This is a genomic window from Streptomyces sp. NRRL B-1140, assembly GCF_001280065.1.
In the GTDB taxonomy this organism is placed as follows: domain Bacteria; phylum Actinomycetota; class Actinomycetes; order Streptomycetales; family Streptomycetaceae; genus Streptomyces.
In genome coordinates this window covers 341,125-359,819 of record NZ_LGEA01000102.1, presented here as the reverse complement: position 1 = coordinate 359,819, position 18,695 = coordinate 341,125, and the positions used below count along the sequence as shown (strand labels likewise).

At 73.2% G+C, this 18,695-nt stretch carries 19 protein-coding genes, 1 tRNA gene and 1 pseudogene; 9 read left to right on the top strand and 12 right to left on the bottom strand.

Annotation, left to right across the window (positions count from 1 at the left end; genetic code table 11):
* Positions 1-17: 17 nt before the first annotated feature.
* Together ADK65_RS22445 and ADK65_RS22440 are read right to left on the bottom strand one after the other, a co-directional pair.
* Entirely contained in the window at positions 18-1,421 is a 1,404-nt protein-coding gene (locus ADK65_RS22445) for a hypothetical protein (protein ID WP_053672135.1), read from the bottom strand.
* A 145-nt stretch (positions 1,422-1,566) separates the two neighbouring features.
* Positions 1,567-1,785 (bottom strand): annotated as a pseudogene (locus ADK65_RS22440) (hypothetical protein); the annotation flags it as partial.
* Positions 1,786-2,048: 263 nt separating this feature from the next.
* Between ADK65_RS22440 and ADK65_RS22435 the strand changes: the two are divergent.
* Positions 2,049-2,120, top strand: a tRNA-Val gene (locus tag ADK65_RS22435).
* Positions 2,121-2,197: 77 nt separating this feature from the next.
* On the opposite strand, the gene ADK65_RS39320 is transcribed toward ADK65_RS22435, so the two are convergent.
* Positions 2,198-2,395 carry a hypothetical protein gene (locus tag ADK65_RS39320; protein WP_324614296.1) on the bottom strand — a complete coding sequence of 66 codons (198 nt, stop codon included), beginning with the start codon at positions 2,393-2,395 and terminating at the stop codon, positions 2,198-2,200.
* A 429-nt stretch (positions 2,396-2,824) separates the two neighbouring features.
* On the opposite strand from ADK65_RS39320, the gene ADK65_RS22425 reads away from it, so the two are divergent.
* Both ADK65_RS22425 and ADK65_RS22420 read left to right on the top strand, forming a co-directional pair.
* Positions 2,825-3,214 carry a DUF6153 family protein gene (locus tag ADK65_RS22425; RefSeq protein WP_053672133.1) on the top strand — a complete coding sequence of 130 codons (390 nt, stop codon included), beginning with the start codon at positions 2,825-2,827 and terminating at the stop codon, positions 3,212-3,214.
* 97 nt (positions 3,215-3,311) lie between these two features.
* Positions 3,312-3,989: a DUF305 domain-containing protein gene (locus tag ADK65_RS22420; protein ID WP_053672132.1), complete on the top strand. Its 678-nt coding sequence runs from the start codon at positions 3,312-3,314 to the stop codon at positions 3,987-3,989.
* A gap of 16 nt (positions 3,990-4,005) precedes the next feature.
* Here ADK65_RS22420 and ADK65_RS22415 read toward each other — a convergent pair whose 3' ends face one another.
* Positions 4,006-4,359 carry a hypothetical protein gene (locus ADK65_RS22415; RefSeq protein WP_053672131.1) on the bottom strand — a complete coding sequence of 118 codons (354 nt, stop codon included), beginning with the start codon at positions 4,357-4,359 and terminating at the stop codon, positions 4,006-4,008.
* Between the two features lie 72 nt (positions 4,360-4,431).
* Entirely contained in the window at positions 4,432-5,328 is an 897-nt protein-coding gene (locus ADK65_RS22410) for a ketopantoate reductase family protein (protein WP_053672130.1), read from the bottom strand.
* Positions 5,329-5,430: 102 nt separating this feature from the next.
* Between ADK65_RS22410 and ADK65_RS22405 the strand changes: the two genes are divergently transcribed.
* Positions 5,431-5,661, top strand: coding sequence for a DUF2277 domain-containing protein (locus ADK65_RS22405; RefSeq protein ID WP_053672129.1), 231 nt, complete (start codon positions 5,431-5,433; stop codon positions 5,659-5,661).
* A gap of 127 nt (positions 5,662-5,788) precedes the next feature.
* On the opposite strand, the gene ADK65_RS22400 is transcribed toward ADK65_RS22405, so the two are convergent.
* From ADK65_RS22400 to ADK65_RS22380, 5 genes are all read right to left on the bottom strand, one after another.
* Positions 5,789-7,108 (bottom strand): phosphatase PAP2 family protein, encoded by a 1,320-nt coding sequence (locus ADK65_RS22400; protein ID WP_267889749.1) that lies wholly within the window; start codon positions 7,106-7,108, stop codon positions 5,789-5,791.
* Between the two features lie 97 nt (positions 7,109-7,205).
* On the bottom strand, positions 7,206-7,802 hold the full coding sequence (locus ADK65_RS22395) for a DedA family protein (RefSeq protein ID WP_053672128.1): 597 nt from the start codon (positions 7,800-7,802) through the stop codon (positions 7,206-7,208).
* Between the two features lie 285 nt (positions 7,803-8,087).
* Complete coding sequence (locus ADK65_RS22390; protein ID WP_053672127.1) at positions 8,088-8,540, bottom strand: DoxX family protein; 453 nt, start codon at positions 8,538-8,540, stop codon at positions 8,088-8,090.
* A 403-nt stretch (positions 8,541-8,943) separates the two neighbouring features.
* A complete protein-coding gene (locus tag ADK65_RS22385) occupies positions 8,944-10,578 on the bottom strand; it encodes an alkaline phosphatase D family protein (protein WP_053672126.1) in 1,635 nt (544 codons plus the stop codon).
* A 78-nt stretch (positions 10,579-10,656) separates the two neighbouring features.
* On the bottom strand, positions 10,657-11,301 hold the full coding sequence (locus ADK65_RS22380; RefSeq protein WP_053672125.1) for an HNH endonuclease family protein: 645 nt from the start codon (positions 11,299-11,301) through the stop codon (positions 10,657-10,659).
* A 392-nt stretch (positions 11,302-11,693) separates the two neighbouring features.
* Here ADK65_RS22380 and ADK65_RS22375 point away from each other — a divergent pair, with 392 nt between their 5' ends.
* Both ADK65_RS22375 and ADK65_RS22370 read left to right on the top strand, forming a co-directional pair.
* Entirely contained in the window at positions 11,694-12,275 is a 582-nt protein-coding gene (locus ADK65_RS22375; protein WP_053672124.1) for a TMEM165/GDT1 family protein, read from the top strand.
* A 208-nt stretch (positions 12,276-12,483) separates the two neighbouring features.
* Complete coding sequence (locus ADK65_RS22370) at positions 12,484-13,143, top strand: HAD-IA family hydrolase (RefSeq protein WP_053672123.1); 660 nt, start codon at positions 12,484-12,486, stop codon at positions 13,141-13,143.
* Positions 13,144-13,187: 44 nt separating this feature from the next.
* Here the strand turns inward: ADK65_RS22370 and ADK65_RS22365 are convergent, their stop codons facing one another.
* A complete protein-coding gene (locus tag ADK65_RS22365) occupies positions 13,188-14,426 on the bottom strand; it encodes a peptidoglycan-binding domain-containing protein (protein WP_053672122.1) in 1,239 nt (412 codons plus the stop codon).
* A 159-nt stretch (positions 14,427-14,585) separates the two neighbouring features.
* Between ADK65_RS22365 and ADK65_RS22360 the strand changes: the two genes are divergently transcribed.
* Positions 14,586-16,637: an MDR family MFS transporter gene (locus ADK65_RS22360; RefSeq protein ID WP_053672121.1), complete on the top strand. Its 2,052-nt coding sequence runs from the start codon at positions 14,586-14,588 to the stop codon at positions 16,635-16,637.
* Here the strand turns inward: ADK65_RS22360 and ADK65_RS22355 are convergent.
* Positions 16,604-17,140, bottom strand: coding sequence for a GNAT family N-acetyltransferase (locus ADK65_RS22355; protein WP_053672120.1), 537 nt, complete (start codon positions 17,138-17,140; stop codon positions 16,604-16,606). The genes ADK65_RS22360 and ADK65_RS22355 overlap by 34 nt on opposite strands.
* Positions 17,141-17,300: 160 nt before the next feature.
* Here ADK65_RS22355 and ADK65_RS22350 point away from each other — a divergent pair, with 160 nt between their 5' ends.
* Both ADK65_RS22350 and ADK65_RS22345 read left to right on the top strand, forming a co-directional pair.
* Entirely contained in the window at positions 17,301-17,996 is a 696-nt protein-coding gene (locus ADK65_RS22350) for a hypothetical protein (RefSeq protein WP_053672119.1), read from the top strand.
* 14 nt (positions 17,997-18,010) lie between these two features.
* Positions 18,011-18,691, top strand: coding sequence for a hypothetical protein (locus ADK65_RS22345; RefSeq protein ID WP_420709062.1), 681 nt, complete (start codon positions 18,011-18,013; stop codon positions 18,689-18,691).
* Positions 18,692-18,695 lie beyond the last annotated feature (4 nt).

Here is an 18,695-nt window from a genome sequence, read left to right as displayed (position 1 = left end):
ACGGGCGGGGGCCGGGCTCAGTGTCCGGCCCCTCGCTCCTCGCGGATCCCGGAGACCACGTGGGCCACGGCCCGGCGGACCGCTTCCGTCTCCGTGAGGAAGTGCCAGTAGTCGGGGTGGCGGCCTTCCAGCCCGGCGACGGCACGGTCCAGGCGAGCCACGGCGTCGTCCAGCGGGCGGGCGTGGCGCGGGTCGGGGGTGTTGCGGCCGGCCATGGCGAGGCGCTGGGCGTCGCGGATGGCGAAACGCGTGCGGTCGATCTCCCGCTGGGGGTCCTTCTGCACGGCGTTCAGGCGGTGCAGCCGGTCGCCGGCGGCGGAGACGGCCTCGTCGGTGCTGTTCAGCAGCGCCCGTACGGTCGACAGCAGGGCCGTCGCGTCGGCCCAGCGCTGTTCGCTCCGGGCGGTGCGTGCCTCGGCCAGTCTGGCCTCGGCCCGGCGGACGTTCTCGGCGGCGGTGTCGGGGACGTGCTGCAGATCCTGCCAGCAGGCCGCGGTGAAGCGGCGGCGCAGTTCGCTCAGGGTCGGTTCGACCTGCTCGGAGCGGGTGGTGAGGGCCTGGGCGCGGGTGCGCAGGGAGACGAGACGGTGATCGATCTCAGCGGCCCGCTCCGGCAGCCGCTCGGACTCCACGCGGACCGCCTCGGCCTCGCGTGTGACCCGTGCGGCCCGCTCCAGGGTCTGCGGGACGCCGTGCTGTCCGGCGCCCTGGTTCAGCTTGGTCAGCTCGGGCGAGAGTGCGGCCAGCCGGGCGGCGAGATCGTCCGCCCTGAGCCCGGAGGCGCGTACGGCGTCGAGGGCGCCGGAGGCGGCGAGCAGGGCCTGGCGGGCCCGTTCGACCGCGGGGGCCAGACGCGCCAGCTGGGTCTCGGCCTTGCCGAGGAGGGGCCCGAGGCCGTCGGTGAAGCGGTCCAGCTCCTGTTTGACCCGGTCGAGTTCCTCCTTGGCGGCGGTCAGCTCGGCCCGGGCGCGGGAGGCGGCGGAGGCCTCCAGGTCGTCGCGGTCGAGGTCGTGGGCGTCGACGGCGTTGATGTACCGGTGACTGGCCTCGTCGATCCGCCGGCCCAGCGCGTCGAAGTCGGCGACGGCCCGCCGGGCGGCGGGGGAGTCGTCGACGGCGGTGATCGTCTCGATCGAGATGCGCAGATCGCGCTGGGCGGTGTCGAGTTCGTAGAAGGCCGCCGCTGCGGCGTCCTTCGCGGCCTGGGCCTCGGCCCGCTGGTTCTCCGCCCGGCCGCCGAACCAGCGCCGGGTGCCCCCGCCCGCGAAGGCGGCGGGCAGCGCCAGCGCGGCCACCAGCGGCAACGTCATCAGGGTCAGCGCGTCACGGAGCGGGCTGCCCGGTGTGCGGGGAGCGGTGCGACGCGGGCGGTGTGCGCGCGGCACCGACGGCGAGTCCGGCTGTCCTGGTGTCGCCGTCACATCCCTCTCCCGTGCTGTGGTCCACCCTGCCCGGTGTCATTCTCCCACCGGTGAGGGACGAACACACGGGCCGGTCAGTTCGCCGTTCGCACCGTCACTTTGCCGTCGCCGGTCCGGGCGGACAGCACATGGGCGCTGCTCTCGGCCAGGTGGCCCTGGGGGCCTTGCCGATGGCGACCGAGCCCTCGAACCAGCGGGTGACCTCGATCTTGCCCGACGGGCGCTCGTCGGCGGCGACGATCTCCAGGGCCGAGTCGTCGGAGCCGACGGTGAGGGTGCGGCCCTGGAGGCCGAAGGAGCGGTGGTCGGGGTCCGTGTCGTCCCCGGCGGACGCCCCGCAGGCGCTGAGCCCGGCGGCGAGCACGACGACGGCACCGGCGAGGGCGGTGGCGCGGGCGGCGGCGGTGCGAGTGGTATGACGGTCTCCCCCTGGACGACGACGGGCGCCTTGAGGCGCTCCACGACCGTATGGACCGGCGGCCCGCAGGGGGATCCGGGCCACTCCCGGATCAAGGGTGGGGGTTGACCCCCGGCGCGGGGCCCGCCGAGGCCCCGCGATACGGGTTTGCGGGACCGGGCCCCGGGCCATGTAGGCTGTCGACTCGACCTGGGCGTGGCCCGGGATCCGGGTGCGTAGCTCAGGGGTAGAGCGCCTGCCTTACAAGCAGGATGTCGGCGGTTCGAAACCGTCCGCGCCCACGGTGCTGAGTAACAGGTGAGAGGCCCTCCAGGGATGTTCCTGGGGGGCCTTTCCCGTTGCCGTCCCGCGGCGGGGATCAGTAGTTGGCGTTGGCGAGGAGTTCGCCGTCCTTGTCGTACACCGTGACAAGGCCGTTCTTCGACTCGTAGCAGGAGGTGAACGCGGAGGCGATGAGTTTGCCCTCGCCCTGGTGGGGGCCCATCAGGCCGCCGCTGAAGTCGGTGAACACCTCTGCCGCGTCCAGGATGTCGTTGCGCTTGTCCGCGCCGGTCACCTTCGTGATGTGTTCGACCGCGGCCTTCTCCGTGTCCGTGCCGTTCTCGGCGACGCAGTCGCGGAACTGCTCGGCCTGGGACTTCTCATCGGCCGGCCCGGCCTTCTCGGGGCGGTCCTTCCCCGGCCCGCGCAGCCGAGGCCCGCGATCTTGCCCACGCCGCGCTTCTTCGGCGGCTGGGGCGCCGGGGCGCCGTGGAAGGGCTGCTGCGGGTGGGGCTGGGTGGGCTGCTGCGGGTACTGCCGGGTCATGGGTCCCCCTCGGGATCATTCGTGTCGTGGGCACGACCCACCGGGGGAGCCGCGCGGTTGTAGAAGGCTGAACGGGTTCACCTGATGGAGGTAGGGGCGGTCGCACAGCCGCAGGCGGCCCGCACGCGCGTCCGCCCCGGGTCGATGGCCGCTCCGGGCCGTTCTCTACGATGAGCACGTGAACAGCCCCCGCCGGTGCACGCCCCGCCCCCCGCTGACGCGGTGGCAGATGCTGTGCGTGCTGGGGCTGTTGGCGGGGTTGCTGGGCATGCACGGGCTGGCGCCCGGTGGGGGGCTGCCCGGGGCCGCGCACACGCGGCACGCGGACGCCCTCACGGTGCAGACGCAATTCGTGCCCTACGCACACTGCGCGGGCGGGCATGCCCGGCACGCCGACGCGACCTGCGCGTCGGGTGCCGTGGGCGGCGGGCCGGTGCTGCCTCCGCTGGTCGCCGATCCGGTCCCCGGGGGCGTCGGGGAGAGCGCCGTTCGGGCGTATGCCGTCGTGGATACGGAGGGCGCCCGGGCCCCGCCTTCCCTCTCCGAGCTCCAGCTTCTGCGGATCTAGACACGGCGCGTCATGCCGACCGGTACCGACCGGTCACGGCGTGACGCCCCGTCGTGTCCAGACATCCTCAGTTCCTCGCAGAAGCAGGAGTTCACGCATGAGCAGCAGCATTCGTACCCTGGCGCGCCGTGCCGCCCTCGTGGTGGCGACGGGTGCCGCGGCGGTCGTCCTCGCCGCCTGTGGCGGTGACGGTGCCGACCGGGCCGCCGGCGGTGCCGGTCACGGCGACGCCGGAAGCCACAGCCCCACCGGGGCCCCGTCGTCCGCCGGGTCCCACAACGCCCAGGACGTCGCCTTCGCGCAGGGCATGATCCCGCATCACCGGCAGGCGCTGGAGATGGCGCGGCTGGCCGGTGACCGGGCCTCCTCGGGCGCGGTCAAGGACCTCGCGAGGCGGATCGAGAAGGCGCAGGATCCGGAGATCCGGACCATGACCGGCTGGCTGAAGACCTGGGGCGAGGACGTCCCCGGGGGCTCCGGCGGCGGCGTGGACCACTCCGGGCCGGGCCACTCCGGCATGCCCGGCATGATGGGCGCCGAGGACATGGCCGGGCTGGAGAAGCTGACGGGCAAGGCCTTCGACGTGCAGTTCCTGACCCTGATGGTCGAGCACCACGAAGGGGCCGTGGAGATGGCCCGGACCGAGCAGAGCAAGGGCCGTCATGACCGGGCCAAGAGCATGGCCGAGGACATCGTCACCGCCCAGAACGCCGAGATCGTCGAGATGAACAAGCTCCTCGGCAAGAGCGCGGGCAGGAGTCGGAGCCAGGGCTGATCCGACAGCCGGGGCGTCACGAGGCTCCGCCGGTCTCCTTTGGCGGAGCCTCGTGCGCGTGCTTCAGCTCCGAGCGGGCCGCCACCCGCTCGGAGCCCGTGAGTTCGGACCAGTAGCGGTGGGTGCTGACGAACACCGCGAGTTCGTGCTCCCGCCGCCGGAGCTTCTCCACCTCGGCCTGTTCGTCCGCGCTCCATCCCGGGGAGGCGGGCCGTTCCACCTTGCGCCAGCCGTTGTCGTCGCTGAAGCCGTCCAGTGGCTCCACCGACCACGGGAGCCGCTTGAGCAGGGCCGACAGCTCGGCCCTGACCTGATGGAGTTCCTCCTGGCCGGCCAGGAGGTCACTCGGAAAGTCATAGGTCGTAGCCACGACCCAATGATACGCCTGTTCGAATTTAGGAGGCGAGTTCCTTCCTGGGGTTCAGGAGCTCCTTCCCGCGGTTCATGCGGACGGGTGCAGCTCACCCACCACCCGGGCCGTCACCGGGGCCGGAATCCCGTGCCGCTCGGCCGCGCGCAGCAACGCGCCGCCGATGGCGTCCAGTTCGAGGGAGCGGCCGGCCTCGGCGTCGCGCTGCATCGAGGACTTCATGGACGCCGGGAAGGTGTCGTACCGGGCGAGCGCCTGGGCCGGGTCCGCCGGGCCGCCGCACGCGCGGCTGATCGCGGCCGTCTCCTCCACCAGGGCGGTCAGCTCGTCGCGGTGGCGGGTGCGGACCTCGCCGAGGGGGAGGCCGTAGCGTGTGGTGAGCAGGGCGAACGGCGCCAGGAACGACATCTTCGCCCAGAGGGCCGCCGTCTCGTCCTCCAGGACGCGGGTGGCCGGACCGGCCGCGGTGAAGGCTTCGGCCAGGGCGTCGAGGCGGGGCCGGGGCACGCCCGTGCCGGTCAGGTCGATCTCCGCGAAGGGGCTGCCGTGTTCGACGACGCCCGGAGCGACGCGGGTCGACTCGACGCGGATCACGGCGGGGGCCACCCGGTCGGGCCGGTAGCGGGCGCGCAGGGCCGCCGGGTGTTCGACACCGTTCAGGAACGGCACGAGGAGGCCGTCGGACAGCAGCGGCGCGGGGACCCGGGCCAGGGCGGCGTCGAGGGCCGTGTGCTTGACGGTGACCAGGCACGCGTCGACCGGCTCGCGCAGCTCGGTGTCGGCCTCGACGCGGGCCGTGAAGTCGCCGAAGCGGTCGCTGCGCACCCGGATGCCGTCGGTGCGCAGGAGCTCGGCGGTCTTCTCGCCGGACAGGCAGATGACACGGTGGCCGGTGCGGGAGAGCAGGGCGGCGAGCAGACCGCCCACGCCGCCGGGGCCCAGAACGGCCACGGTGAGTTCGTTCGCCATGAGGACTTCCTCTCGTCGGTCGGCCCCGGGACGGTGGCCGCCTCGGAGCGATCATGGCAGGCGTCGCTGTCGTACGAGGGCCGAAAGGGTGAGACTGGGGGCATGTGCCGGAGTATCAAGACGCTGCGCCCGCCCGCGATGCCCGAAGAGGCCACCGAGGCGGATGTGCGCGCTGCCGCCCTGCAGTACGTGCGGAAGGTTTCCGGGTTCCGCGCCCCCGCCGCTCACAACCAGGAGGTGTTCGACCGCGCCGTCGAGGCGATCGCGCAGGCCACGGCCGAGCTGCTGGACGGCCTGGAGGTCCGCGGGGCCGGGGCACGGAAGGCGGGCTAGCCGGAGCCGGGTGCGGAAGGCGAGTCCGCCGGACCCGGGTGCTGGAGTGAGCGAAGCCGGGCCCGGGTGCGGGACGTGAGTGGCCGGCCCGTGCCCGTGGGTGAGGCGCCCAGGCCGTTCCGGCGCCTCAGAGCGCCGGTTCCGGCTGTGGTTCCGGGCGCGGTGCCGGGATGGACGGCGTCTCCCACAGCCTGGTGGTCCGCCGGTAGCCGTAGACCACCGAGACCATCGCCAGCAGGAGCAGAGGCGCGAAGAGCCACGGGTACGCGGCCATCTCCAGCGGCAGGAAACGGTAGGACACGAGCAGCACCGCGAAGACGACCGTCCCGTAGCCGACCAGCCGGAGTCCCGCCCGGTCCCAGCCGCGGTCGTACGTGCGCAGCGCCGCCTCGACCGTGTACGCGAACACCACGCCGGCGATGAGGTCCACGCCGTAGTGCCAGCCGAATCCCAGCGTGGCGGCGAGGGTGGCGACCAGCCAGAACGTGCCGGCGTAGCGCAGGGCGCGCGGCCCCTTGCGGGAGTGGATGAAGATCGTGGTCGCCCAGGCCGTGTGCAGGCTGGGCATGCAGTTGCGCGGGGTGATCTCGTCGAACGGCACCGCGGACGGGGTGATCACCGGCGGCAGGGTGTCCGGCCACAGGTTGGCCACCGCCCAGTGCCCGCCCTCGGGGCCGTAGGCGAACATCGGCCCGACCACGGGGTAGATCATGTAGACGGCCGGTCCGAGCACACCGATCAGCAGGAAGGTGCGGACCAGGTGGTGGCGCGGGAAGCGCTGCTCGGCCGCCACGTTGCGCAGCTGGTACAGCGCCACGCACACCGCGGCCACCGCGAGCTGGGCGTAGACGTAGTCGAGGGCGTGCTCGCCGACCGGGCCGCTCGCCCTGAGCAGCCGGCCCGCCAGCCACGACGGGTTGCCCAGCGCGTGGTCGGCCATGGCGATGTACGGGTCGAGTACGAGCGGGCGCGTCTTCGACGTGATCAGCAGCCAGGTGTCCCCGGTCTTGCGGCCGGTCACCAGCAGCAGGCCGAGCCCCACGCCCTTCAGCAGCAGGACGCGCTCCGCCCCGGTGCGGCGGGCGAGGGCGATGACCCCGACGCCCAGGATCACCCACAGCGCGCCGTTGCCGAACGGGTGGCCCTCGTCGGGGTAGGTGCCGGTCGCCCAGCGGACCAGCAGGAACACCAGGTCGATGCCGATCGCGGTGCCGAGGGCGGCGAGCCGTTGCCGCCAGGTGAGCACCACCATCGTCAGCGCGAGGCTGGCGTACAGCAGGAACCCGGACTTGGGGGCGTAGATCACCTCGCGCGCCTGCGTGGTGATCGGCCCGGGTATGCCGAGGCGGTACGCGGTGATCTGGAGGGCGACGAGGAACCCGAGAGTGATCACGCCGGCCGCGGCCCACAGCGTCGCGCGTGGGCGCCGCCTGGCGGCGGAGGTGATCCGTTCGGTTCGGGAGGCTTCCCGCGACGCCGTCGTCGTCAATGTCTCAGCCGCTTCCAGGTCGTGGTGGTCGGGGTGGGGTGAGCCGGAGCCCGGACTACGACGTCCGCGGCTCGCGCCGCATCAGATAGGCCGCTCCTGCCCCGGCGCCGAACAGCGCGCCCACCGACACCGCCGTCGCCAGCCAGGTCGCACCCAGCCAGTGAGCGCCGAAGTAGCCGAGGGCGACGCTGTACACGGCCCAGGTGAAGCCGGCCAGGGCCGACCAGGGCAGGAAGTCACGGGCACGGCGGTGGGCGGCGCCCGCGCCGAGGGAGACCACCGAGCGGCCCGCGGGAGCGAAACGGGCGACGACGACGAGGGCGCCGCCACCCCGGGCGAGGGCCGCGCCGAGACGTTCCTGGGCGGTGCTCAGCCGTCGGGAGCGGGAGATCGCCCGGTCCAGGCGGGCGCCGCCCCGCCAGGCGAGGCGGTAGGCGGCCAGGTCACCCAGCACGGAGGCGGTGGCCGCGCAGAGCGTCAGGGCGAGGATGTCGGGCACGTCGGTCGCGGTGCCCGCTGCCGCCGCCGTGGCCGCCGTGATCACCAGGACGCCGCTGGGCAGCACCGGCAGGAACACGTCGAGCAGGACGGACAAGGCCACCACCGCGTAGATCCACGGGCTGCCGATCGGCAACCCCACTTGCTCCAGCACCGCGACTCCCCGTGACTCCCCCGTGGGCCAGACCGTGCCGCGATGGCGCGGGGGGAGCGGCAGGAGTGGCCATGACAGCCATAGAGCGTACGCCTGGGGTGTGACGGGCGGTTCACGGGGGGCTCATACGTTCGGTGCGGACTGTTCACCTCGCCTCGGCTTGTCCAGAGTTGTCAGTACATGTGTGCATGTAGTCCGCCTTGCCCGGGTAGCGGGTCACCGCAGACAGAACGGCGCCTTCCCCGAAGGGAAGGCGCCGCTGTCGTGTCCGGCGGGCCGGGCGGCTCAGGCGGCCACCGGGGTCTGGTCCGCGGAGCGCTGCTGCTGCGTCGAGGTGCGCCTGGCCAGCAGCTGGTCCACGCCGAACGCGCCGGAACCGGTGAAGATCAGCAGGAACATGGCCCAGCAGTACATGGCCGCGCCCTCGCCGCTGTTCTCGATCGGCCACAGGCCCTGGGGCTGGTGGACCTTGAAGTACGCGTACGCCATCGCGCCGGACGAGATGAAGGCCGCTATGCGGGTGCCGAGGCCCAGCAGCACCAGGATGCCGCCGACGAGTTCGATCACGGCCGCGTACCAGTTGGGCCAGGCGCCGGTCGCGGCGGTGCCGCCCTTGCCGTCCACGCCGCCGAGGACGCCGAAGAGCGCGACGGCGCCGTGGCAGGCGAACAGCAGGCCGATGACGATCCGGAACAGTCCGAGCGCATACGGCTGGGCGCCGTTGAGGCGAGCGGTCATGTGGGGGGTCTCTCCTTCGGTTGGCCGGCCTTGGGGAGACCGGTCGGGGACGGATACCGCGGAGTAACCCACGTTAGGTGCGCCTATTTGATGCTTGCAAGTTCAACATCTGGCCATTGCTTTACCTTCATCGAAGGCTTGATGGGGCGCTCAGCTGCACGTCGGACGGCTCCGGCCACCGACTCCACGTCCGAAAACGTGACCGAATCCACCCCTGGCCGGGGCTTCCGCAGCGGTCGTCCGTGCACGCCTGTTGTCGGCACATCGGACGTGAACTGCCGTATGTGTGCAACTTCTTGACGATCCATCATGCAACGGGAGGGCGGTGTGACGTCCAACTCCCCTGTCGCTATGAGGGTTCTCACACGCGAGCGCGGTGCGACAAACCAGTCGAACAGCCGGGCTACGGGGCAAGCTCCGCATCCAGCAACGTCGTCAGACGGGGCCCCGCCCCCTCGCGGGCCTTGGCGTGCTCCAGGCGCAGCCGGGCGGAGCGGCCGCGCAGGGTGAGGGTCATGAGCTGGTTCCCGAACCAGGGGCCGCCCGTCTTGCGCCAGCCGACCGGCGGGCTCGGGAGCCGGCCGTGCCGGGCCAGGGCGCGGCCGAGGCCCCTCGCCATCCCGCTCCAGCCGATGCGGAAGGCCAGCCGCATCGACAGCGGCACCGAGTTGTGGACGGGGGAGCAGACGAGCTGCACGACCCGGGCGTCCGGATTCCGGCCGGGCCACGAGGGCTCGGCGATGTAGGCGTGGTGCACGTCCCCGGACAGCACGCACACCGTCGCCGGCGCGTCCGGCCCCGAGCCCGTCTCGGCGATCAGCTCCGCCAGCCCCGCGAAGGACTCGGGGAACGCCGACCAGTGCTCCAGGTCCGCGGCGCGGCGCACCTTCTCCCCGAACCGCGCCCACCGCTCGCCGCGTTCGCCGCCGCACAGCGCCGCGTTCCACCCCTCGGCGTCGTGCACCAGATGCGGCAGCAGCCAGGGCAGCGAGGTGCCGATCAGGAGGTGGTCGTAGGCCTCGGTGTCCCGTACCTGCTCGCGCAGCCAGGCTTCCTCGCCCGGGTCGAGCATCGCGCGCTGGTCCTCGGCGAGGACCCGGGCGGCCCGGCTGTCCACCATCACCAGGCGTACCCGCCCGAAGTCGCGCCGGTAGCTCCAGCGGACCGTGGCCGCGTCGGCGTCGGCCCGGGACGCGAAGGTGCGCAGTGCATCGGTGCCGTCGGGGACCTTGCACACCTCTTCGTACACCGGGTCGGCCGCCAGCTCCTCCGGGGAGAGGTTGCCGAGGTGCTGGTGGACCCAGTACGACATCAGCCCGCTCAGCAGCCGCTCCTGCCACCAGCCGGTGGCGCGCATGTCCTCGAGCCAGGCGGCGGACGTGTTCCAGTCGTCGATCACGTCATGGTCGTCGAAGATCATGAAACTGGGCACGGTGGACAGCAGCCAGCGGATGCGCGGGTCGAGCCACGACTCGTAGTAGAGGTGGGTGTACTCCTCGTAGTCCGCGACCCCGCTGCCCGGCCCCTCCTTCAGGTCGCGGCGGCCCGCCAGCCAGCGCTGCGTGGAGTCGGAGGTCTCGTCGGCGTACACCTGGTCGCCGAGCAGCAGCAGCACGTGCGGCCGCTCGCCCTCGGGGTCGGCGGCGAGGCGGGTGGCGAGGGCGTCCAGGGCGTCCGGGCCGACGGGGTCGTCGCCGCCCGCCGGCGGGGAGGCCCAGCGGCACGAGCCGAAGGCCACGTCCAGGCCGCCCTGCGGGCCGGGCGCGTGGATCGCCGAGGGCGGGAAGGGGGAGCCGGGCAGTGGCCACACCCGGGTGCCGTCGAGGAGTACCTCGTAGGTCGTGGTCGTACCGGCCGTGAGGCCCGTGACCGGGACCAGCGCGTAGTGGTGGCCCGCGATCTGGAAGCTGCGGGCCGTGCCGCCGGCGCCGTCGGCGCAGCGCACCTCGGCGGTGCACGGACGGCTCGTCTCGACCCACACGGTGGCGGACGAGCCGTCGGTGTACCTCAGCAGCGGTCCGAGGCGCAGTGCGCTCATGTCGTTCCCCTTTCCGTCGACCCGTACGGTACGCAGCGACGGAGGCCGGCGGGGAGGTCCCGGCACGACATCAGCGTGTCAGCAGCTCGCGAGGTGGTTCTGCAGCGCGGACTTCTCGGCCGAGTCGACGGAGAGGCCGTAGTAGTACTTCACCTGCACCCAGGCGCGCACGTAGGTGCAGCGGTACGCCGTCCGGGAGGGCATCCAGGTGGCGGGGTCCTGGTCGCCCTTGGCCTGGTTGACGTTGTCGGTGACCGCGATGAGCTGCGGGCGCGTGAGGTCGTTGGCGAACGCCTGGCGGCGGGACGTCGTCCAGGAGCCGGCGCCCGAGTCCCAGGCCTCGGCCAGCGGGACCAGGTGGTCGATGTCCAGGTCGGAGGCGGCGGTCCAGGTGGCGCCGTCGTAGACCGAGTACCAGCTGCCGCTGGTGGCGGCGCAGGAGGAGTCCTGCTGGACGTTCGTGCCGTCGCGCTTGAGGACGACCTCGCGGGTGTTGCAGGTGCCGGACTGGGTGATCCAGTGCGGGAAGAGGTCGCGGTCGTAGCCGGTGCGGTCCTCGGTGGCCACGGTGAGCGAGGCGAGGTAGGTGCGGGCGGTGGCGGCGCTCACGGGTGTGGGGAGGGCGGCGGAGGCCGTGGGGGCGTTGAAGAGGGCCACGGAGGATATGAGCGCGGTGGCCGCCGCGGCGACGCTCAGCCGTCGACGCGCGTAGAACCTGGGCATGCGAACTCCCTGGGGAGAGGGGGGCGTTGGCTTGCGAGCGAGGGAATGCTCGCGCCGCCGTGTGACGCACAGATGTGCGTCCGGTGAGAAGTTAGTGACGCGGCCATGACATGACAAGATTCAAGGCGGAACTTTTCACTCCGGGCGCGTCCCGTACCATGGACGGCGCAGAAGGGGAGTAGCTCTTCGCCGGACCGTCGACATACTGCTCAGCCCGCCTGAGCCGGCGCCCGGAGGCCGGTCCTTTCCCGGACCTGCCAGCGAGACCTTCGGCAAAGCAGTGCACACCCGTGCCGTCCCCCGGCGCGGGTACCGATGTGCTGCCGTGCCGAGGTGTCGCGTGCGAAGGTCCAGCACTCTCGGTGGGGCAGCCCCGACCGATTGAGGAACCCTTGATCAGCCTGACCGTGACGGCCGTCGTCTTCGGTGTCGTCTTCCTCGCAGAACTGCCGGACAAGACCGCCCTCGCCGGCCTCGTCCTCGGCACCCGCTACCGCGCCTCCTACGTCTTCGCCGGTGTCGCCGCCGCCTTCGCGCTGCATGTCGTGCTCGCCGTCGCGGCCGGCAGTGTGCTCACGCTGCTGCCGCAGCAGATCGTGCAGGCCCTCACGGGCGTGCTCTTCCTGGGCGGGGCCGCGGTGCTGCTGCTGAAGAAGGGCGAGGAGGAGGAAGAGGTCCGCAAGCCGGAGAACCAGTCCTTCTGGAAGGTCTCGGGTGCCGGATTCATGCTCATCCTGGTCGCCGAGTTCGGTGATCTCACCCAGATCATGACGGCGAACCTGGCCGCCCGCTACGACGACCCGCTCTCCGTCGGCCTGGGCGCGGTGCTCGCGCTGTGGGCGGTGGCCGGGATCGGCATCGTCGGCGGAAAGGCCCTGATGAAGAAGGTGCCGCTGCGGCTGATCACGCAGATCGCGGCGCTGGTGATGCTGGCGCTCGGGCTGTGGAGCCTGTGGGAGGCCGTGACCGGCTGATCCGGGCGGGCCGAGAGGGTGTGAACGTCCGGTGGGGGCCCCTGGCGCAAGCCGGGCTTGTTTTGTACCGTGGAGGAACAAAGTGGCCTCCGCCCGTTTTCCCTGACCGGCGGGCGGGGCCGCCTTGTTCCCCCGGGGGCGTGCCGGTCGCGATCCGCCGTCAGCCCCTCTCCCGCGCTGGAACGCGCCCCGAGCCCTGGAGCTGCCGATGACGGCCACCGCCGTGCTCACCGCCCGCGCCCTCCTGCTGGACATGGACGGCACCCTCGTCAACTCCGACGCCTCGGTCGAGCGCGTCTGGCGGCGCTGGGCCGAACGCCACGGGCTGGACGGCGACGAGGTCATGAAGGTCGTGCACGGCCGGCAGGGCTACGCCTCCATGGCGCTGCTGCTGCCCGAGCGGCCGATGGAGCAGAACCACGCCGACAACGCCCGGATGCTCGCCGAGGAGACGGCCGACACCGACGGCGTCGTCGCGATCCCCGGGGCGCCGGAGTTCCTGGCCTCGTTGCGGGGGCTGCCGCACGCCCTGGTGACCTCCGCCGACGTGCCGCTGTCGACGGCGCGGATGGCCGCGGCCGGTCTGGATCTGCCCGGGGTACGGGTGACGGCGGAGTCCGTCGGGGCGAGCAAACCCGACCCGGAGGGCTTTCTGAAGGGCGCCGCCGAGCTGGGGATCGCCCCCGCCGACTGTGTGGTGTTCGAGGACTCCGGAGCCGGGATAGCGGCCGGTCGCGCCGCCGGAATGACCGTGGTGGGCATCGGCCCCCGGGCCGCGGCCCACGAGCCCGACGTCGTGATCGAGGACCTCACGCGGGTGCGGGTGGAGGCCCTGGGCGACGGGGCGATCCGCCTGCACATCGGCTGAGGCCGGACACTCGGCCGGGCCCGGGCAACCGGCTCATCGGGCCGTCACGGCGCCCGGGTTTCCGACTCCAGCTTGTTCCGGGTCTCCGCGTCGTACACGCCGAGGTCGTCGCTCTGGATGCCGCGTGACCACTGGTAGGTGCGGACCGCTTCCTGGAGGCGGTCGTCGAAGCTGCCGTCGGCGTCGTCGACGTACAGGTTCAACTGACGCAGGCGGAGCTGTAGTTCGGTGACCTCCGGGCCGCGGTCGCCGAGGCGCAGGACGGTGGGGCCGGCCTTCTGGCGGGAGTTGTCCGGGGGTGCCTGCTCGGCTCCGGTCGCCGTGGCGGACGGCTGCGATGCCGACGGGGACGGCGACTGCGACGGGCTCGCCGAGGGGCTCGGCGCGGACGGCGACGGCGAGGCGGACGGGCTCCCGCTCCGGGACGGCGACGGCCGTGGCGCCGCCGGGGCCGGGGGAGCCGCCGGAGCGTCGCCTGCCGGGGGTGTGGACGCCGCGCTGCTCGACGGGGCGTCCGGCACACTCGCGCGGATGTCGTCCGGCAGCGCGCTGTCCCGGGACGGGCCCTCGTAGGAGAACAGCCCGCTGGCGTACCCGGCCGCCGCGACGACGGCGGCACAGGCACCGGCCGTGGCGAGCAGCAGGGTGCGCCGCCGCCCGGACCTCTGCGCGCCGCTCCCGCCCGCGGCGCCGCGGTCCGCCCGCGCCGTTCCTTCGAACAGGCGCAGGTCGGTGACGCTCGGCTCGGCCGCGGCGGGAGCAGGGGGCGTCGGGCCCATCGAGACGGTGGCGGCCGGAAGGGCGGCGGTCGCGTCCGGGCCGACCGGGCGCAGGGGCATCGTGGCGTCGGCGGGGGAGGGCGGCGGAGCGGCACCCCCGGCGGGCGCCGGCTCCGCGGGCCGCGACGAGGCGGTGACGCCCGTCGCCGCGTGCGGGGACGGGGCGACGGGGTCCGTCCCCGCACGCCGCGGCGCGGCCGCCGCGGCCGTCGCTCCCCGGCCCTGGGCGGGTTGAGGAGCGGCAGTGCCGTGCGCGTCGGCGGAGTCCGGGGTGTCCGCGCCCGCGTCGCCCGGGGCCACTGCGGGCGGCTTCGGGGTCGTGGGATCGATCTCCACGTACGGGCGGATCCGCAGCGGGTCGAAGTCCTCCGCTGCCGCCGCCTGGGCCGTGCGGGCGTCGCGCAGGGCCTCGGCGGCTCGGTGTGTGCAGGCGCAGGCGGGGGTGTTGTCCCGCTGTCTGGGCGCCCCGCACTCCGGGCACGGGTTACCGTTCGGCGGTTCCACGCGTCCCTCCCTCCCCTCGCGAACTCCAGAGATTATCCAGATCTTCTCCACAGGGTGGTCGAGCAGCCCCCGGAAGCACGGCTTCCAAAAGGGCCCGGCAGGCCATAACGGGCCACAGCGGTCACGATGGAAAACATCACAGGAGACGCGGGAGGCCGGATGGCAGAGGACGGGAACGCCACCACACTGACGCCCCCCGGCACGGCCCCCCGGGAGCAGGTGCCCGGGAACGTCCTGGTCTCCATCGGCGCCCTGCTCCTCGGCATGCTGCTCGCCGCCCTCGACCAGACCATCGTGGCGACCGCGCTGCCCACGATCGTCAGCGATCTGGGCGGGCTGGACCACCTGTCCTGGGTGGTCACCGCATATCTGCTGGCCGCGACCGCCGCCACCCCCCTGTGGGGCAAGCTGGGCGACCAGTACGGGCGCAAGAGGCTCTTCCAGACGGCGATCGTGATCTTCCTCGTCGGATCGGCGCTGTGCGGGGCCGCGCAGGACATGGGCCAGCTGATCGCGTTCCGGGCCCTGCAGGGGCTCGGCGGCGGCGGGCTGATCGTGCTGTCGATGGCGATCGTCGGCGATCTGGTGCCCCCTCGGGAGCGCGGCCGCTACCAGGGGCTGTTCGGTGCCGTCTTCGGCGCGACCAGCGTGCTCGGACCGCTGCTCGGCGGCCTGTTCACCCAGCATCTGAGCTGGCGCTGGGTGTTCTACGTCAATCTGCCCGTCGGTGTCGTGGCGCTCGCCGTGATCGCGGCCGTCCTGCACATCCCGCGCCGGGCGCAGCGGCACGTCATCGACTACCTCGGCACCTTCCTCATCGCGGCCGTCGCCACCTGCCTGGTGCTGGTCGCCTCACTCGGCGGGACGACCTGGGCATGGGGCTCCTGGCAGATCGCCGGCCTCGCCGTGCTGGGCGCCGTCCTCGCCGTCGCGTTCGTGGCCGTCGAGCGGCGGGCCGCCGAACCCGTCCTGCCGCTCAAGCTGTTCCGCGTACGCACCTTCACGCTCGCCGCCGTGATCAGCTTCGTCGTCGGGTTCGCCATGTTCGGCGCCATGACCTACCTGCCGACCTTCCTCCAGGTCGTGCAGGGCATCAGCCCGACCATGTCGGGCGTGCACATGCTGCCGATGGTCCTCGGCCTGCTGCTGGCCTCCACCGCCTCCGGGCAGATCGTCAGCCGGACCGGCCGCTGGAAGGTGTTCCCGATCGCCGGCACCGGCATCACCACGCTCGGGCTGCTCCTGCTCCACCAGCTCGACGAGCACAGCTCCACCGCCGAGCTGAGCGGCTTCTTCTTCGTCTTCGGGCTCGGGCTCGGGCTGGTCATGCAGGTCCTCGTGCTCATCGTGCAGAACGCCGTGCCCTACGCGGACCTGGGGGTCGCCACCTCCGGCGCGACCTTCTTCCGCTCCATCGGCGCCTCGTTCGGCGTCGCCGTCTTCGGCACGGTCTTCGCGGGCCGGCTCGGCGACCAGCTCACCGACGCCTTCCGGGGCGCCCGGCTGCCGCCCGGCACCTCCGTGGACACACTGGAGGCCGACCCGCGGGGCATCGCCGCCCTGCCGCCCGGCCTGCGCCCGCCGGCCCTGCACGCCTACGCCGTCTCCATCACGGACGTGTTCCTGTACGCCGCCCCCGTCGCGCTCCTCGGCTTCGTGCTGGCCTGGTTCCTGAAGGAGGACCGGTTGCGCGGCTCGGTGACCGCACCCGAGGCCAGCGAGACCCTCGCCAGCAACCCCGTCGAGCGGTCCTCGTACGACGAGGTGTGCCGGGCGCTGTCGGTGCTCGGCACCCGCGCGGGGCGGCGCGAGATCTACCGGCGGATCACCGCCCGGGCGGGCTACGACCTGCTGCCCGCGACGAGCTGGCTGCTGCTGCGGATGCGGCGCTACGGCTCAGTGGAGCCGGCCGTGCTCGCCGACACCATGCCCCTGCCCCTGAACGTGATCATGGAGGCCGCCCGGCAGGCCGAGGAACGCCGCCTCGCCGTGCGCCGGGGCGTCGACATGGTCCTGACCGACGACGGACACGAGGTCGCCGGCCGGCTGGCCGGGGCCCGCGAGGAGTCCCTCGCCGAGCTGCTCGGCGACTGGTGGGGGCCGGACCGGCCGGCCGACCTGGAGCAGCTCGTGCGGGAGCTGAACGGCGAACTGTGCGGATCGCGTCGCGAGCGGCCCTACCGGGTGGGCCCCTCGCAGGAGCCGGTCTGAGGCCGGGTCAGTTCCTTTCTGAACCAGTGCTCCGCGTACCGGTCGTCGTTGTGCGGGCCGGTCTCCGTGTAGCCGAGGCGGGCGTAGAGGCCGCGGGCCTCGACGAGGTCGCCGCGGGTGTCGAGGATCATCCGGGTGGCGCCGAGCGCGCGTGCGGCGTCCTCGGCGGCCCGGACCAGGAGCGCGGCGCCGCCCCGGCCGCGCATCGCCTCGTACAGGAACACCCGGGTGAGCTCGGCGGTCGCGCCGTCCAGCAGCCGTACGCCCGCGCTGCCGGCCGGCTCACCTCCGTACCGGGCGACGAGCAACCGGCCGTCGGGCGGCGCGAGATCGGCACCCGGCCGGGCGGCGATCTCCCGTTCCAGCTCGGCCGGGTCGGTGCGCCGCCCCTGGTGCAGCAGGTACCAGCGGTCGCTGACCTCGGTGTAGTACGCCCGCCACAGGGCGGCGGCGACCGGGGAGTCGTACGGTTCCGGCGTCACGGTCCACATCACGAACCGCATTCTCCACAGCCACCCCATCGGACACGCAACCGAATAGTTCCGGCCACGTCTGGTGCCCCGGGTGCGCCCAGGGGCCGTTTGGAGACGGGCTTCGGGGACACCCGACGGACGAACCGGCTCGCGAGGAGAGCCGGTTGGGCCGAGAACCCGGAAGGCATTCATGTCCACTGGCCTGATCATTGCTCTGATCGTGATCGCGGCGGTCGTCATCATCGCGGCCGTCATGACTCTGCGCGCCCGAGGGCCTCGGCGGGGCCCGAGCCTGAAGCGGCGCTTCGGACCCGAGTACGACCGGGCCGTCGCCCGGCACGACGGCGACGCCAAAGCGGCCGAGCGTGAACTGACCGAGCGCGTGGAGCGCCACGGCAGTCTGCGTGAGCGGTCGCTGGAACCGGCGCAGCGCGAGCAGTTCGAGGCGCGCTGGACGGCCGCCCAGGAGCGGTTCGTCGACTCGCCGCGCGAGGCCGTCGCCGAGGCGGACCGGCTGCTCGCCGAGGTCGCCGGTGCCCGGGGCTTCCCGGACGGCGGGCAGTACGAGGAACAGCTGGCCGCGCTGTCGGTGCACCACGCCCACCACGTCGACGGCTACCGGCGCGTGCACCGCGCGGCGCACCTGCGGGCGGAGGACGCCCGTGACGGCGGCCAGGGTACGGAAGACATGCGTGAGGCCTTCGTCGCGGCCCGCGCCCTGTTCGAGGAGCTGGTGAAGCCGGCCCGCCACGACGGCGGCGGCCACACCGGCGGACGGCACGACAGCGGCCGTGAGCGCGCCGCTGTGAACGGCGGCCGCAAGGCCCCGGCCCGCGGCGGGCACCTGCCGTGGGCGATGAACCGACGCCAGGCGAAGGAGAGTTGAGCACAATGGCCGACATGACCCGACCGCCCGGCGACCAGACGCCGGATGCGCCGGACGCCCGCGGCGAGAGCGCGCTGGGCACCGGCCGCCGCACGACCGCACCGGACACGGGCCGCCACGAGACCGCCCGGGGCCCGGAACAGCCCCACGGCACCGGCCACGGCCCCGGAACCGACCGCGACGCCACCCCCGGGCCCGACACCGACCGCGGCGTCCCGCACGGCACCGACGCGGACCGCGCCGCGACGCTCGGCACCGATGTGCCCGGCACGGACCGGCGCGCCGACCGCCCCGACCTGGACCGGCCCGACGTGGACCGGCGTGACGCGGACCGGCTGGGGTCCGGAGTGCCCCGCGGCGACCACGGCACCGGCCCCGACAAGGCCGGCTCCGCGAAGAACCGGGCCCACCTCCTCGCCCACGAGGAGTGCGACAAGCTCGGCGCGCAACTGCAGCACGCCGTCGCCGGGTTCGTCGACGGGCCCCGGGCCGCCGTCGAGGAGGCCGACCACGTGCTGGAGGAGATCGCGGCCCGCTTCACCGAGGCCGTGACGCAGCGCCGCCGCACCCTGCGCCACTCCTGGCAGTCCGTGGAGGGCGGCGAGAGCAGGTCCGTGTCGTCGGCCGACACCGAGCAGCTCCGCCTGGCCCTGAAGGACTACCGTGAGCTGGCCGAGAGGCTGCTGCACGTGTGACACG